Origin of the sequence: uncultured Succiniclasticum sp. (assembly GCF_902793885.1) — a bacterium.
In the GTDB taxonomy this organism is placed as follows: Bacteria; Bacillota; Negativicutes; order Acidaminococcales; family Acidaminococcaceae; genus Succiniclasticum.
Map to the genome: position 1 here is coordinate 1 of NZ_CADBFF010000008.1, position 15561 is coordinate 15561.

The 15561-nt window shown below is 50.2% G+C and carries 15 protein-coding genes and 3 tRNA genes; 5 read left to right on the top strand and 13 right to left on the bottom strand.

Features of this window, described 5'->3' with window-relative positions; translation table 11 throughout:
* Positions 1-185 precede the first annotated feature (185 nt).
* Positions 186-1919: a diguanylate cyclase gene (locus tag QZV31_RS05375; RefSeq protein ID WP_295358828.1), complete on the top strand. Its 1734-nt coding sequence runs from the start codon at positions 186-188 to the stop codon at positions 1917-1919.
* 105 nt (positions 1920-2024) lie between these two features.
* Here QZV31_RS05375 and QZV31_RS05380 read toward each other — a convergent pair whose 3' ends face one another.
* The gene (locus QZV31_RS05380) at positions 2025-2999 is read right to left on the bottom strand and encodes a peptidoglycan DD-metalloendopeptidase family protein (RefSeq protein WP_295358830.1); all 975 of its coding nucleotides are present in this window, start codon (positions 2997-2999) and stop codon (positions 2025-2027) included.
* 94 nt (positions 3000-3093) lie between these two features.
* Positions 3094-4692: a polysaccharide biosynthesis protein gene (locus tag QZV31_RS05385; RefSeq protein ID WP_295358832.1), complete on the bottom strand. Its 1599-nt coding sequence runs from the start codon at positions 4690-4692 to the stop codon at positions 3094-3096.
* Between the two features lie 332 nt (positions 4693-5024).
* On the opposite strand from QZV31_RS05385, the gene QZV31_RS05390 reads away from it, so the two are divergent.
* Both QZV31_RS05390 and QZV31_RS05395 read left to right on the top strand, forming a co-directional pair.
* Positions 5025-5567, top strand: coding sequence for an NADH peroxidase (locus tag QZV31_RS05390; RefSeq protein WP_093729828.1), 543 nt, complete (start codon positions 5025-5027; stop codon positions 5565-5567).
* A 162-nt stretch (positions 5568-5729) separates the two neighbouring features.
* Positions 5730-5806 (top strand) — tRNA-Pro (locus tag QZV31_RS05395).
* Positions 5807-5973: 167 nt separating this feature from the next.
* On the opposite strand, the gene QZV31_RS05400 is transcribed toward QZV31_RS05395, so the two are convergent.
* The gene (locus tag QZV31_RS05400; RefSeq protein ID WP_093729827.1) at positions 5974-6384 is read right to left on the bottom strand and encodes a C-GCAxxG-C-C family protein; all 411 of its coding nucleotides are present in this window, start codon (positions 6382-6384) and stop codon (positions 5974-5976) included.
* A 196-nt stretch (positions 6385-6580) separates the two neighbouring features.
* Between QZV31_RS05400 and QZV31_RS05405 the strand changes: the two genes are divergently transcribed.
* Positions 6581-6654, top strand: a tRNA-Gly gene (locus QZV31_RS05405).
* A gap of 127 nt (positions 6655-6781) precedes the next feature.
* Here QZV31_RS05405 and QZV31_RS05410 read toward each other — a convergent pair.
* The 3 genes from QZV31_RS05410 to QZV31_RS05420 form a co-directional block, all read right to left on the bottom strand.
* Positions 6782-7765, bottom strand: a complete 984-nt coding sequence (locus QZV31_RS05410; protein ID WP_295358834.1) for a glycosyltransferase family 2 protein — start codon at positions 7763-7765, stop codon at positions 6782-6784.
* Between the two features lie 24 nt (positions 7766-7789).
* Positions 7790-9349: a glycosyltransferase family 39 protein gene (locus tag QZV31_RS05415; protein ID WP_295358836.1), complete on the bottom strand. Its 1560-nt coding sequence runs from the start codon at positions 9347-9349 to the stop codon at positions 7790-7792.
* Positions 9350-9471: 122 nt separating this feature from the next.
* On the bottom strand, positions 9472-10275 hold the full coding sequence (locus QZV31_RS05420; protein WP_295358838.1) for a hypothetical protein: 804 nt from the start codon (positions 10273-10275) through the stop codon (positions 9472-9474).
* A gap of 277 nt (positions 10276-10552) precedes the next feature.
* Here QZV31_RS05420 and QZV31_RS05425 point away from each other — a divergent pair.
* Positions 10553-10629, top strand: a tRNA-Arg gene (locus tag QZV31_RS05425).
* A 540-nt stretch (positions 10630-11169) separates the two neighbouring features.
* Here QZV31_RS05425 and QZV31_RS05430 read toward each other — a convergent pair.
* From QZV31_RS05430 to QZV31_RS05460, 7 genes are all read right to left on the bottom strand, one after another.
* On the bottom strand, positions 11170-11505 hold the full coding sequence (locus QZV31_RS05430; protein ID WP_295358840.1) for a hypothetical protein: 336 nt from the start codon (positions 11503-11505) through the stop codon (positions 11170-11172).
* A 21-nt stretch (positions 11506-11526) separates the two neighbouring features.
* Positions 11527-11679: a hypothetical protein gene (locus QZV31_RS05435; RefSeq protein WP_295358841.1), complete on the bottom strand. Its 153-nt coding sequence runs from the start codon at positions 11677-11679 to the stop codon at positions 11527-11529.
* A 130-nt stretch (positions 11680-11809) separates the two neighbouring features.
* The gene (locus tag QZV31_RS05440; RefSeq protein ID WP_295358843.1) at positions 11810-12025 is read right to left on the bottom strand and encodes a hypothetical protein; all 216 of its coding nucleotides are present in this window, start codon (positions 12023-12025) and stop codon (positions 11810-11812) included.
* Between the two features lie 131 nt (positions 12026-12156).
* On the bottom strand, positions 12157-12351 hold the full coding sequence (locus tag QZV31_RS05445) for a hypothetical protein (protein WP_295358845.1): 195 nt from the start codon (positions 12349-12351) through the stop codon (positions 12157-12159).
* Positions 12352-12537: 186 nt separating this feature from the next.
* The gene (locus QZV31_RS05450) at positions 12538-12996 is read right to left on the bottom strand and encodes a hypothetical protein (protein WP_295358846.1); all 459 of its coding nucleotides are present in this window, start codon (positions 12994-12996) and stop codon (positions 12538-12540) included.
* A 269-nt stretch (positions 12997-13265) separates the two neighbouring features.
* Complete coding sequence (locus QZV31_RS05455; protein WP_295358848.1) at positions 13266-15014, bottom strand: VapE domain-containing protein; 1749 nt, start codon at positions 15012-15014, stop codon at positions 13266-13268.
* Positions 15007-15483 (bottom strand): hypothetical protein, encoded by a 477-nt coding sequence (locus QZV31_RS05460; protein ID WP_295358850.1) that lies wholly within the window; start codon positions 15481-15483, stop codon positions 15007-15009. Before QZV31_RS05460 ends, QZV31_RS05455 begins: the two co-directional genes overlap by 8 nt.
* Positions 15484-15561: the final 78 nt, after the last annotated feature.

Sequence of the window (15561 nt, forward strand, 5' to 3'; positions counted from 1 at the left end):
CACACACCAAACCAACTGTTTGAAAAAGAGTTAGACCGAATTTATATGGTTTGATGGGATTTTTTAAGAAGTGTGCAACTTCTTATTGCAATTTACGAAAATTAAAGATTTATAATGTAATAGAATAAATGTGATATAAAATTGAGTAATTTCAAACGTTACCAACCTGTCAAGGGGCAAATGAAATGCATTCCATCCGTATGAAAATTACCGCAATGACCATCGCGGCAATTCTGACCAGTCTGCTAACTTTTATCGTCATCGGCTTTTTCACCCTCGGAAAAGAAAACGACCAGAACTCGGTAGAAAAAATGAATCTGCTGAGCCAGAACGCAGCGCAAACAGCCGACGCACGTCTCCACAGCCTTAAAACAGCAGTAGATATTACCGCTCATATTGCCGAACATTCGCTGGATACCGTTAATCTGAAAAACTACGGCGTATCACTGGCGTCTCTTGATATAACCTGGCGTACGCCGGAGCAGAGAAAACAGCTGGATACTTTTATGCAAAAACACTTGCGGGAAGTGCAGCAGGCTTTCGGCAATGTCGCCGATTATACCAGCGGTATCGTCAGCTATTATTACTATATCAACCCGGAGATCGGCACATCGGAACAGGGTTTTTTCTATTCAAAGATCGGCAAGCCGTCTTTTGTAAAAAACGATTCGATGATTTCCGCCCGGCCTGACCCCGCCGACAAGGAAAACAGCGCCTGGTATTTCGAACCGGTAACAAAAGGCAGAGCCTGCTGGGTCGGTCCCTATAAGGCCCATCTTTTGGGAAAACTGCCCACGGTCTCCTATGTGATGCCGATTTATAATTACGGCGTGCTGATCGGTGTACTGGGCATGGATACCCTGTTCTACAGCATCACATCCCCGGTACAGGCCATGCGGGTCTACGATACCGGCTTCGCGTTCCTGCTGAACGACAAAGGCCGGATCATTTTCCATCCTTCCATATCGGCAGGCAAAACGCCGGAAGAAATCAGCATCGGCCTCAGTGCCAACATGTTTCAGGAACCAAACAACGGTAATCACCTGATCCGTTATAAAATGAATGGGGAGGAGCGGCAGCTTTCTTTTTCCACCCTGTCCAACGGAATGAAACTGGTGGTGACGGCGCCGGTGGCTGAAATCTTTTCTACCTGGCGGCAGACGGCCCGCTTCATCCTGCTGGCAGCCATTGCGATTCTTGCCGTGTTTATCGTGGCCACCCTGTTCATTGCCGGCGCTTTAACCAAACCGTTGCTGCAGCTTGCCCAGGCATCCCAGAAACTGGCCTCCGGCAATTTCAACGCGAAACTGGATTATGACGGCGAAGATGAACTGGGTATCCTAACCAGATCCTTCCGGCAGATGCGGGACCATCTGCAGATGTATATCAGCGACCTGAACAGCCGGGCCTATTCTGACGCCCTGACCGGAATCAAGAACAAGGGAGCCTTTGATATTTATGCCGGTCGCCTGAACAACAGCATAAAACTGAGTGCGGAACAGGACGGCCCGGAATTTGCCGTTGTCATGTTCGACTGCAATTGGCTGAAAGAGATCAACGATGCCTACGGACACGAACGGGGCGATATCTACCTGCGGGCAACCAGCCATGCAATCTGCGAGACTTTCACCCACAGCCCCGTGTTCCGGCTGGGTGGCGATGAATTTGCTACCCTGCTCCAGGGAAGCGATTATAAACACCGTGACGAACTGCTGCAGGCCTTTGACAAAAAGACGGAAGAAGTCGCCGCGACCGTTTCCCATCCCTGGGAAAAAGTGGATGTGGCCAGGGGGATCGCCGTGTTCCGACCGGGAGAGGACGCCGGTGTGGAACAGGTGCTGCGCCGCGCGGACGAGCAAATGTACGAAAACAAAAGGCAGCTTAAACTTGTGGAAACACCGACTCAACCTGCGTATTAGCCTTTTCCTGTTTCTCCGGTATACACAAACTGAATCAGCAAAGAGCCGAAGCATATCCCAACAGGATACACCCCGGCTCTTTTTATTTGTGATATTGTATCTGTTCTATTTTGCTTTCTTCAGCATATACAGCGGATCGATATTCTCCCCGTCCACGAACACTTCGAAATGCAGATGAGGACCGGTGCTGTATCCGGTGCTTCCCACAAAACCGATGATTTCGCCCTTGCGTACCTGCTGCCCCGCGGAAACGGCGATACCGCTCATATGTCCGTAAGCGCTTTCATAACCGTTACCGTGACGGATCTTCACAAACTGCCCGTACCCGCCGTTCCAGCCTGCCATATCCACTGTTCCCATGGCCGCGGCATACACCGGCGTGCCGATGTCCACCGCAATATCCAGGCCGGGATGCCAGTCGAAACCGCCGTTGATGGGACCCGTCCGGCCTCCGTAATAGGAACTGATGACACCGCCGTCGGTAGGCCAAAGATCCGGTAAGGTAGACAGACGATTGTTCCGTCCTTCAATCACTGTCAGCAGTTCATGCATGTTTTTCTTCTGCCGGTCGATTTGTGCCGTCAGGTTCTTATTCTGGGCCGCCGCCACGTCTAGCATGCTGATGTCCGCACCGGGACCGCCCTTGCCGCTGTACGACGGGTCTGTCGATTTTACGTCCGGTGTCGCCCCAATCGAATCAAGGCTGCTGGAAAATTCCCGGTCGCCGCTGTTCTGGATAACCGCACGGCGCAGTTTGGTCTCCAGCGTATGGATTTCGCTCATGTCCCGCAGCATTTTTTCATTATCTTCCAACAAAGACTGGAGCTTTGCTTCCTGCTCCGATTTATGGTCAAGATACTCCCGGTACGCCGCTTTATCAATAGGCGTGTGATGATACTGCCAGCCGTAAAACCCGGCCGCCCCTGCCAGACATACAAACACAACAGCCAAAAGACCCGCCAGCGTCATTCCTTTTTTCCGGGTTACGGAAAAAATTTTTTCCTGCCCGTTGTCCCGAGGAATGATCAGTTGAACCACCGGCTCCGTATTCATTTCTTCCAATTTGTTATTATCTTCCATGCTCTCACCAGTATGATTAAAATTATGCAGCGTTTCCATCCATTTTCAGCAAAACCAGTATACGCCAAACCTTTGACGATTTTATGTCAAAGAATCATTCCTTAAACGCGCCCAGCCTCTGCCCGATACGCAGGATACGGCTGCCCAGATACGGCAGGCTCTCCAGGTCTTCTTTCGTGAGGCCGCCGATGAACGTTAAGACTACGCCGTAAACAATGGCTGCAACAGGAATGCACAGCAGAAGAACCCAGCCTCCCAGTCCGGACGCCGCACACAGGACGCCCAGTATGGCAGCGCCCATGACGCCGGCCGCGACCAGCGGTTTCAGAAAAACAGGCAACGACATTTTATAACCTGTCAGCTTATAAATAAAGTACATATTAATCAGCGCCGCCACACCGAAATCCGCCACGGTAGCCATAGCGGAACCGCGAATACCCAGCCAGGGAATGGCGGTCAGCGTCCAGTTCAGCAGGACCTTTACCACGCAGGCAGCGACCATATTGAGAACCGGAATACTGGTACGCCCCATGCCCTGCAGTACCGCCGTACTGACCTGGTGCATACCCAGCAACACGATGCCGATGCTCATGGCCTGGATGGCCGGCGCGGCGCCGGGCGCATTGTAAATCAGCCCCGCCACCTTTTCCGCCAGAAAGAACAGCCCCATAAAACAGGGAAAGGTCACGATCATGGCAACGCGGAACGCCACGCCGGTCTTGTGGCGGATGCTTTCCTGCAGGCCCAGGGCGCGTGCTTCCGAAATGGCAGGCACCAGACTGATGGCCAGCGCCGCCGTAAAAATTGTAGACAAATTCACCAACGGTACGGCCATGCCGGTCAGGTAACCGAACAACTCTGTGGCGTGGCGCACATCAAAGCCGGCCACTTCCAGCCGCTGGGGCACAATAAGCAGATCCAGGTTGGCCACGATGGGCAGCATCAGGCTGGTAAGGGAAACCGGCAGCGCCAGCTTCAGGAGACGTGAAATAATGGACGAAGACGTTTCCGGAACCGCATCCATATTTTGCAGGGTCTGCTTTGCTTTCAGGTCTTTTTTCAGCCGCTGGTAGAAAAACATCAGCACCAGCAACGCGCAGAACGCGCCGGCGCCCGCCCCCATACTGGCCCCGCCTGCCGCTGCAGCCAACCCCTTGGGCAGGAAATAGGAAGCAAAAAACAGCATGGTGACAACCCGTACCAGCTGTTCCGTAATTTCGGAACAGGCGGTAGGCGTCATAATCTGCCAGCCCTGCAGATACCCGCGGAAGCTGGCCAGAAAAGTTACGAAAAATACCGCCGGCGCCAGGGCAATGATCGAGTAATAGGCCCGGGCGTCCCGTATAAACTGCCAGTCGATCAGTTTCTGGGCGCCAAAGAACAGCGCCAGCGAAAAGACCAGTCCGGTTACAAACAGCAGGCGCAGGGTAACGTGGAAAACCCGTTCCGCGCCTTTAAAATCATTTTTGGCTACCTTTTCCGCCGTCACGATGGAAATCGCCACCGGTATGCCCGCCGAGGAAACCGTGATCGCCATCAGATAAATAGGAAAACCCATCTGGTACAGACCGATGCCTTCCCCGCCCAGCACACGGCTCAACAATATCCAGTTCAGCGCGCCGATGACCTTCACCACGATACTGGATACGGTGAGGATCAGCGTGCCTTTCAGAAAACTGTTATCGCTTTTCATCAGCTTCTCCTTAAAAATACAAACAAAGATACATGATAATATTATCCTTTTTATCCGCTTTTGACAAGCATTTCATGGGGTTTTTTATAATTCGTTACCAAATTTGCCTGCGATACCGATGAAAAAACCGTGTACTTCTTTCGATGTACCGGGAACGATCCCCCTCTTTCTTTGGCATAATCCATCTGCAAAATACTACTTTGGTACAGATTAATTCACAAATTGTTTCGTTGACAGGGTTTCCCCGCAATGCTATACTTTTTTTACGAGGAACGGTAGTATCCGTACCATAGAGATATTTAATGTATTAAAAAGATACGGAGGTAATCATCATGAAAAAATTCGTTTGTTCTGTTTGCGGCTATGTGTATGAAGGAGCCGAACCCCCGGCAAAATGCCCCCAGTGCGGCGCTCCTGCTTCCAAATTTGTAGAGCAGGCCGGCGATATGACCTGGGCTGCTGAACATGTTGTAGGCGTAGCCGCTGATGTTCCCGAAGATATTAAAGCCGACCTGCGCGCCAACTTCAACGGCGAATGCACCGAAGTAGGCATGTACCTGGCCATGGCCCGCGTCGCATTCCGGGAAGGCTATCCGGAAATCGGCCTGTACTGGGAAAAAGCTGCGTACGAAGAAGCAGAACATGCCGCTAAGTTTGCGGAACTGCTGGGCGAAGTTATTACCGACAGCACCAAAAAGAATCTGGAAATGCGCGTAGAAGCTGAAAACGGCGCAACCGCCGGCAAGACCGACCTGGCAAAACGCGCCAAAGCGCTGAACCTGGACGCGATTCATGACACCGTTCATGAAATGGCGCGGGACGAAGCCCGTCACGGCAAAGCATTCAAGGGCCTGCTGGAAAGATATTTTAAATAATCCATAAGAGAATTTAATTACATTAGAGCGCAAAACCGGCTTTCTTTTTATAGGAAGCCGGTTTCTTCCGCTTGACAACAGTGTTGCAACTCATATATAATAGCAGTGCTGTAAAGCTATACGGAACGCTTCAGCATTATCGGAAACAGTTCCGGATCACGTCGGGGCATAGCGCAGGTTGGTAGCGCACCTGCCTTGGGAGCAGGGGGTCGCAGGTTCAAATCCTGCTGCTCCGACCATTTTATTTGTAAGAAAAATCTGATTGCAGAAAAATCGGTTCTGCACAACCGCACAATGACCGCACAATGAAACAGCAACAGCCGGATACGTTTTTGTACCCGGCTGCTTTGTTTTATAACACAATTCTTTTCCAATATACTCTCCGCACAGCGGCATAACAGGCAAATTATGCTTTCAGGTCCAGCACTTCTTCCGCGATGCGGGCCGCATTCATGATGCAGTCCGGACAAGGCGTTAATACCTTCCCAGTATCCAGGCCTTTCAGTTCTTTGCAAACCAGGGAATGGCACTGCTCCTGGAATTTATTCACGATTTCTTCCGCCAGCTTGTAGGTTTCCAGCTTGCTGTCCGGTGCTTCCAAATTCCCCGTGCTGCGTTTCATGCCGGCCAGTACGCAGGCCCCGCTTAATGCGCCGCAGGTCGCCAGCGTGCCGCCCATGCCTTTCCCCAGGCCTTCCGTCACTTTAAACATGGTAGCTTCATCCAGACCTACCAGGTCGGCATAGGTGCAGGCTACAGACTGGGCGCAGTTGTACCCTTTGTCGTGGCGTGCGATGGTCTCTTTTACTCTTGTCATGATACCCCTCCTCAAATACGTTAATACTATAATTTTGTCCCCTTTTTTGTCCCATAATCAGATTTAGCGCAAAAAATTTGACAAATCATCATATATCAATTATAATGTTTTTGTCGCAAAAAAGGACTATTTACAGTCCTGAAGCACTGCGACCGCAAGGTTATGCGATAACTGAAAACAGTTCAAACGTTAAAATGCGGGTGTAGTTTAGTGGTAAAACTCCAGCCTTCCAAGCTGATGTTGTGGGTTCGATTCCCATCGCCCGCTCCATTTTTTTGTCTAAAAAGACTTTCTGTAACGCAGGATGTAAATCTGGCGATTCCGACGCAGAAGGTCTTTTTTATTTTGCATACAGGCGTTTTCCTTTTTAAAGCGGGACAGTTCCCTGCCTTCCTGCTTAATTTTTCAGCACGCCGCTGTTTTTCTGATTTGCGTCTATAAACTCCTGCACCAGATACCGGGGACGGCGCTTCACTTCCAGATAAATCTTTCCCACATATTCGCCGATGATGCCGATGGCCAGCAGAATCAGCCCGCCCAGCAGCCACAGGGAAATAATCAGACTGGTCCAGCCCGCGATGGTCTGGCCGGTAAAATGCCGGAACAGCGACCAGAGCAATACCAGCCCGCTGATCACCGAGATACCAAGTCCCAAATTCACAATAAATTTAATCGGCTTGGACGACAGAGAGGTAATGCCCTGCCAGGCAAAGGCAAACATTTTTTTCAGGGGATATTTGCTCTCCCCCGCCAGCCGTTCTTTACGCTTATAGTACACACAGTCGTGTTTCAGCCCGATCATGGGAACGATGCCGCGGAGGAACAGGTTGACTTCCTGATATTCCCCGAAAGCCGCCAGGGCCTTTTTGTCCATGAGGCGGAAATCCGCATGGTTAAAAATCACTTCGGCCCCCATGCTCTTCATAAAACGGTAGAAACCTTCCGCCGTAAAACGCTTAAACCATGTATCCGATTCCCGGTTATCCCGGACGCCGTACACGATATTGCAGCCTTCGTCATATTTGTCCACCATGGCGTCTATGGCATCAATGTCGTCCTGCAAATCCGCATCGATGCTGATGGCCGCGTCACAGTAGGGCTGCACCGTCATAAGGCCGGCCAGCACCGCATTCTGATGCCCTTCGTTGTGAGCTAGGCAAATGCCGGAATATACCGGATCCTTTTGACAAAGCTCCTGGATCATTTCCCATGTACGGTCCCGGCTTCCGTCATTCACAAAACAGATTTTACTGTTTTTGCCGATCTTTTTCCGCGCAATTAAATCTGAAATTTTATTCTTTAGTTTTTCCGCCGAATCCGGCAACACTTCCTGCTCATTGTAACAGGGGATCACCATATACAGCACAGTTTCTGAAAACATACTCCGACCTGACCTCACCGTAAACTATCTGCTTCTGTAAATGCAGATTCCCGACTTATTTTCCAGCAGCTCCCAGTTTTCGCCGCCCATCTTTTCTTTCATTTTCTCATACATGTGCTCGCGCATGACGATGTATTTCTGACGCGGATCCTGTTTCACCGCATCCAGGGATTTTTCACTGTTGACATCCGCCTCAATGCCCGGGATATCTGTGTAAAGCATAAAGCCCGGACGCAGGAATCTGTCCACATACAGCACGCGCGACGCGTCATTTTCCGCAGCCATATAGGCCGCGGCAATAGTCTTCACACTGAAGCGGTCCTGGATCTGCGGCATCAGCACGCCGAAGGCCATGACCATCGTCACCAGTCCGGTTACCACATGGAGCCAGGCAGCGCTTTCCACATTGCAGTACTTTTTCAGCGCCAAAAGATTCAGCGCGCCCAGCACAAGAGTGGCAACGCCCAGAATCATACCGCCCATGGCCAGTTCCGGCATCTGGCGTCCGCCGACGATCCAGCCCACGCCCATCAGCAAATACATGACGAAGGTGCCTATCACCCAGCCCGTCTGGCATTTCCCGTTTTCGCAGGTCATCCGCTCAATGTTCCAGCCGATGATCATGGACAGGGCCGGCAGCAGTACCAGCATGTAAGAAACCTGTTTCGTTTTGGCAATGGAAAAGAAAATGAATACAAAAATCCACCAGATCTGCAGGAACAGCAGCCGGGTACTTTCCCTGCCCACGCTTTTCGTAACAGCGTCTTTAATGGATTTCAGCAACACGCCGGTCCAGGGGAACAGGCCCAGGATAATGACAGGGAGATAAAACCACCAGTGTACCCTGTTGGGATGCAGCGGCGCGGAAAAACGGCTTATGTTATGGAAGCCGATAAACTCATAGATAAAATCCATGCCGTGATTCTGGTACATAAACACATACCAGGGCATTCCCACCGCCGCCACCAGAATCAGGCCGGGAATCACGTGCATACGAAGCATCCGGCCCAGATTGCGGGTTACCAGCAGGTACAGGAACACGATGGCGCCGGGAAAGACAACTCCGATGGGGCCTTTCGTCATTACCGCAAACCCGCAGAACAGATACATCAGCCAGTATTTTTCATGCATAAAGCAAAGCAGCGCGCCTGTCATAAAAAACAGCAGCGTCGTGTCCGTCACCGAAGCCTTGCCCATATACATGATCATAACCGTGGTGCCCATGACCAGACCGGACCAGAACCCTGCCCTGGCGCTAAACTGCCGGGCAGCGGAAACCGTTGTCATCAGAACCGCGCCGATAGCCATCAGGGACGCCGGCAGACGGGCGGCCAGTTCGGAAAAACCGCCGAACAGTTTCAGCGAGCCTACCAGCAGCCAGTAAAAAATCGGTGGCTTGTCATACCAGTATTCATTGTAAATACGGGGGGAAAGATATTCGTTAAAACGGATCATTTCCTTGGCCGTTTCCGCGTATACCGGTTCGTCCGGGTCCAACAGCGCCACCCCGTCGATACCGAACAAAATATTAAAGCCTACAATAACCAGTAACAGAACGATTGCTTTGACAGGTAATTGATTCATTGCAGCATCTCCAACTATTTCCGAACATTATTATAGTACGTCAGCATATTTGATTTATTATAACACATAAGGGCGTAGAAAACACAGGTTTTCCTATGTTTTCCCTCCATGCATCCGCCTGCTTATTTTTTATAGGTGTAAATCATCTTCAGCGCTTCCACTGCATCTGCGCACTTCAGGTAAGGCGGGTACGTTTTCTGTTCACCGGAAGCACTGCGCAGAGAGTTGTTATAATAATAGTAACCGGCTTTATCTTTTGCCTGCGTTTCTTCTGCAGAAAGGCTGTAATATGTTCCGTATTTAAATAGAAGGGCATGACTGACAATATGCTCCGGGTCGGAATAGACCGCCAGCCGGAACGCATTTTTCTTTGCTATATCGAATTCAATTTCAACGGTTTCTGCATTTACATCCTGCTTACCCAGCGTAATGTCCGTGGTTTTGGCTATTTTATAATAGTTGATGTTGGCCGTATCGGAGTTCACTGCTTTATCTATCCGGAAAAAGTGCAATTTGTGCTTTTGCGCTAACGCTTCTACGTTTTGCGGTGTCATGTCAGGATGCAGTTCTGTAAAAAACCGGTGCAAATCTGTTTTCGGTACGATGTCCCGGGGGGCTTCTTTATCGAAAAAGAAATTAAAGGCCAGCCCTATAATAAGGAACAGGGCTACAATCAAAAAGTCACGGGAACCGGATTTCTTTTGTCGTTTCGAATCACCGGCGGTGCCGACTTCTTCGGCTGTGCGCTCCGTCAGCACAGTCGGAGTTTTCTTGCCCTCCTCCTGATTATCAAGGCCGGCAGACGTTTCCGTTTCGTCGGAAATATGAAATTCGTTGCCGCAGTATTCACACCGGGCATGATGGCTTTTTACATCGGTTGTCAGCGTAGCGCCGCAGTTTGGGCATTTAAAATTATATAGTCTCAAGGGATGCTCCTTTGTCTTATGTCAATATCAGAATCGAAAAAATAACTTTATCTTGTTTTCGCTTTTGATGAAAATATTATACCAAAAAAATCAGACCTGGCACAATCGCCGTCTTTTCTTTTTAGGTATTGCAAGTGATATTTTGTTGTGGTATAATGTATTGTCAGTTTGAGAAGGATTGCCACAGGTTTCATTTACTGCGGACAGTGTTCATTCAGAATTAAATGGTACAGCAACCACCCCGGTAAACGACTGTCACCCTTCGCAAACCCTATATGGTCCAGTAGCCCAGTTGGATAGAGCAACGGCCTTCTAAGCCGTGGGTCGGGGGTTCGAATCCCTCCTGGATCACCAAAAAAACAAGCCCTGAAAGCCAGTATTTAAGCGGTTTTCAGGGCTTTCTTTTTATAATCTCTCACTTTAGTTTGTAAAAGAGAAAACGCCCGAAAAACACCTTAATTTCACACAAACAAGGCAAACAACAAGGCAAACAAACCGGCCCAAAAACCGCATAAAACCTGCATCCCTAAAAGTCGCTAAAGACAAAACAAGGCAAACACTAAAAACTACCTAAAAAAAAAACAGAACCCACCCCCGCCAGGCGTCCGCCGTGGCTCGGGAAGGCCCCTATCTGTTCCGGCACGATAAATTATATAGGCCCGGCCATTTAAATTGATTCTGAGCCATTTTACGGCCTCGAATTTTATAGACCGTCAACCTGTAGGCATTTTTCGGCCTGATTTCCCCCTTTTTTTATAGAGGGTCGAAAAATGGCCCCCTGGACGCTGCCAGGCTTCCGGAAAAGTGAAAAATGCCTTGCGGATTATAAAAGGGTATGCCCTCCGATTCGTTTTCGTTTTCCCTGATCAGCAACACCTGGGGGGAAGGGTAAAGTCACCATCCCTGCTCCCTGAGTTTAATTTCCCGGCGCTTCAGTTCCAGCATATCTTTCTGCAGCTGATACCTCGGACTCTCTCCGAGAATATCCAGCAGCAGCATGATAGCCTTCAGGTTACCATGTTCGGCCATCTGTATGAGGCGCTTGGCGATAGCCTCAAGCGCATCCGGTGTGCATAACTCCGCCACATTTTCTCTAATCGTTTTGTTAAAAGCCCTTGCCCTGCCTGAGGCTATACCAGCTTTGCGGCAGAGTTCTCTTTGTTCTTTCTTTGTTCGCCTGGTCACCGGTATTAAATTTGCCCTGCTGTTCGGGTTGTCACCACGTGGCATAAATATCACCCCAGTTAATGTTTAGACACGGTGGTCACCTATAAAGTCCTCAACATCCTGCACCAGCCGAGCCATCTCCAGCCGATCATATTCCATTGCATCCTTCACGGCGTTCTCGACTTCCTGCCGGATAAACTCCTGCAGCTCTTCCTTTTCCTTTTTCGTCAGCGCCATACCTTTTCCCTCCATTCGCTCCTTTTTATATAACACCGCAAAACTATCCACCGAAACGAGTATACCATGCCCACAGGTAAAAGAAAAGGCCACCAGTTTACGCTGGCAGCCTTGTGGTCATTACCGGTTGTTATTCCTGATGGCCGCTATCCATACTTAGAATTTCGGTGAAAGCATCTGCCACAGCTGGATATGAAGGACGCAATTCAACCAGGAGCCTTGACTTTTGTTCCGGTGTCATTTCATCGAATAGATCCAGCATTTCCTTTAAGCGCTTTACTTTCTGCAGCAGTGCCGGATCCTCCTGCAACATGATAGCAATTTCATTTTCCTTCTTTTCAAACATGATTTATCCCTCCTGTGAATATTGATATTTTTCAGCAGGGCATGTACAATAATGTTGGTGGAGCATCGTGCATGCACATGCCCGGCCAGGGCCGCTTGTCAGGACCGGTGACAGGTGGCCCTCCTTTAATCTCATTTACGAAGTGCAGCCGCTTTCCGTTCCAGCTCCTGCTGTTGCCTGTGCAGCTCCAGCAGTTCTGCCCGGCGTTCTGCCTCATCCTGCACCAGCGCCGCAAACAGTTCCGTCTTATTCATTTTCCGGGCGCTGGCCAGTTCTGCAAACAATTTGCTGATGCTATCACTGACAACAAAGTTTTCTCTGCCCATCTTTTCACCTCCCACTTTACAAGATTCCAAAAATATGATAACATAAAACCATGGATTTTGCAATTATATTTTCTTTGTATGTAAATTAAATGATTTTACATAATGTGTATTATCGGACGTAAAATAATTATTATTACGCAAAGTGTCGGAAAGCCCGTAAAGACAGGGCCTCCGGCACTTTTATTTTTAGTCCGGGTTCTGCTGCATGACGTTACTGTATTCCTTCAGTTTCTTTTTCGCTTTGTCGAGAACGGCATCCGCCTGGAAGGCAGTGCCCTCTTCATTCAGGGCATCCAGCAGGTCAGCAAGGTCGTCCCTTGCATAATCATAGCCGCCTCTATACAAGGCCCTGCCAATCTTTACGGCCTCGCTAAAGTATTCGATCGGTGCAGGAACCTGCAGCGTTTTTCCGGACAGGGCCGCCATCAGTCTTTCCCGGAAATCCTCTTCCATAATGGCCTTTACACGGCGATACCTGCCGGACGTTTGCTTGCCCTGATGGCGCATAACATAATCATACCCTCCGATAAACAGCTTCCGGCAAAACGCATAACACTCCGGCACATCCTTCAGATGTAAACTATCCTCAGTCGATAGAATAATAGTGATCCTATCGTCCATATCAAAAACAGTTAGTTGTCTCATATTTTTCATTACCTCCATTCAATTTCCACAGTAAGTTCCGGGGACGGCGGGACGGCGGGACGGACGGGACAGCAAAAAGCGGCAAAACTTTCAAAAACTTTTTTGTGTGTACTCGCGTATATAATATATTATTATTATTATTATTATTATTATTGATATGTATCTGTCCCATCTGTCCCCAGCGCAGTATTCATGCGTTTTTGCGCCACTTTTTGTATCTGTCCCCTGCCGTCCTCATGGTGTCCCCGTGGCATCCCCTGCTGTCCCCGTCACCATAAAAGCTTTGCAATTTCACCGTCATCTGGGCATATCTCCGGGCCGCCGTCAGCTTTTCGCGGTGGCGGCAGCAGATACATCCGCCCTCCATGATGGCCGGATGGCAGACCGATCCGTCCGTCCTTCCGCTTCATGGCCGTGACAGTCCTGCCCAGGGATGCGCTTTGATTCGCCCGTACGCCCGGCAGCTCATAACACAGGTCAGTCATTGTGACAAGCCGCCACGCCTCGACCGGCGTGTCCCAGGCCAGCTCATCCAGGAGCAGCTGTTCCATTTCGGAAACTCTCTCGTAGTTTTCGTTTTGCGCTGCCAATGTGGAAATTTCCTCGCGTGTCAGGTAAGCCGGTTCTTTTTTCTCAAAGGCCCGGTGCATCACTTCGCCCCACAACTGATCCCTGGGGAATTTGTCGTCAATATCGATCGCGTCCACAGCAATAGGCCAGTACCTTCTATTGCCAGTGTGATCCTGCAGAAAACTCAGGCCGTTCACTGTGCCAATAAAGACGGTAGTCCTGGGATATTCCCTCGTAGCCCTTGCATACGGTGGCCTGACGGCATCCTTGCTTTGCGTTATGTATTGCTTCAGGCGGTCAATACTTTGATACCTCATAGTCTCGCGAAACTCTGCCAGTTCCACAAGCCAGTAATGGGCCGCGTCCAGTACGTCGTCCTTTATGGCCGGATCGATCGTCCGGTCACAGCTCCAGGAAGGGTCCGGCAGGAGCATGTTTTTAAACCTTGTCTTTCCAATGCCCTGCTCCCCTGCCAATATCAGCAGTCCCTGTGCCGTGAATTCGCCCTTATTGAAAGCAGCGCGTGCTGCCGTAATCAGCCAAACGGTCAAAAGCTTTTTACAAAAGGCGGAATCCTGCGCCGGTGTTTTGCTTAAATGTAAACAGCTGAAAAGCCGGTCAATGTAAATCCGCTGGCCGTCCCATTCACTTTGGCAGCGCTGCAGGTAGTCACAAACCGGTGAATACGCATTAAGCTCTGCGATCAGGCCTATGAGATTTATGAAATCATCTTTACCGGTTTTCAGACCGCAGCTATCAGCAGCATCAGCCAGCGCCGCGATGGAGGCCTCGAAAGTCAGCTTATTATTTCCACACAGCAGCTTGTCCAGGCCACTGAATTCAGGCAGCTTTGATACACGGTTAAACCTGACTGTCACGCCCAGCCAGGCCAGCAAGTAATCGACATTAAGCCGCGATTTTCTGCGCGGTGTGGGTTTTCCTTTTTTGCTTGTAATTTCCGTCTCGGGCCACTGGAGGCGGCCAAAGTTTTCAGGATCGTAATATTTGCGTCCGCTTTCCTTCCATCCCTGCAGCGCCTTGTCGAGCGTAAGGTCCCGGTACTGCTTATATTTATCCTCGGTCCACTTGTCGCGCGTGGCCAGCGCGGAAAGCATGAACATGGCAAGCATACGCTCCCGGATGTCACCGCCCATGGTGTACACCCAAAACGGGATCTGATCCATCAGCGCAAGGTCCGCTTCGGACGGGGAAGGATACCCGGAAACATTGCCCCGGTCGAATAAATCAACGAATTTTTCCGCGTTCTTGCTGCACCTGGCCGCCTGGATCCGCAGCGCGAGCTCCAGCGCCTCCGCCTCCGGATCCTCCGGCCCTGCTGCCGAAGCTGCAAACCGTGGCTCCGTTCCTGGTTGTTCCGGTACCGCTGCCGGTGGCCCGAACACCTTCGCATAAAGCCGGTCAATGCGTTCCTGGTCGTCTCTAATCATGGCCTTCACCTTCCTGATCTGCACGTTCCAGCACGCTGCCCGTCATAACGAAAAACCTATTTTTATCATACATCTCGACACCATCCTTGCGGTTCCGGTCGCCGGGAACATAGCCCTTCATTATGATGTGCAGCCCGGTACCCGATGTGGATATTTCCGTATAACTGTCCAGCATTTCCACAATGTCCCGGGCTTTTTCGGTCAGCTTGCCATCAATAACGCATTTATCAATATCAATGCCAACGAGCCCGCTGTTGCTGAACATAAAGCCCACGCCTGTATAACGCGGCTTTCCGTTTCCGTCCGTCTCCTGCAACGCCTGGACAGCTTCGGCAAACGTGCACCAGGTCGCCGGAACGTTCACCTTTGCAGCCCTTCCGGTTTTGGCATCGTATGGGATTTTTCCTTTTGCTACCACCCAGTGTGGCAGCGCCTTCATTTCTTCAGGGATATTTTTTAATCTATTCATTTTTCATGCTCCTGTGTTATAATAACAATGCAGGGAATTAAGCCTTGCCCGGTTTTGTTCCCCGTTCCAGGCCCTGCC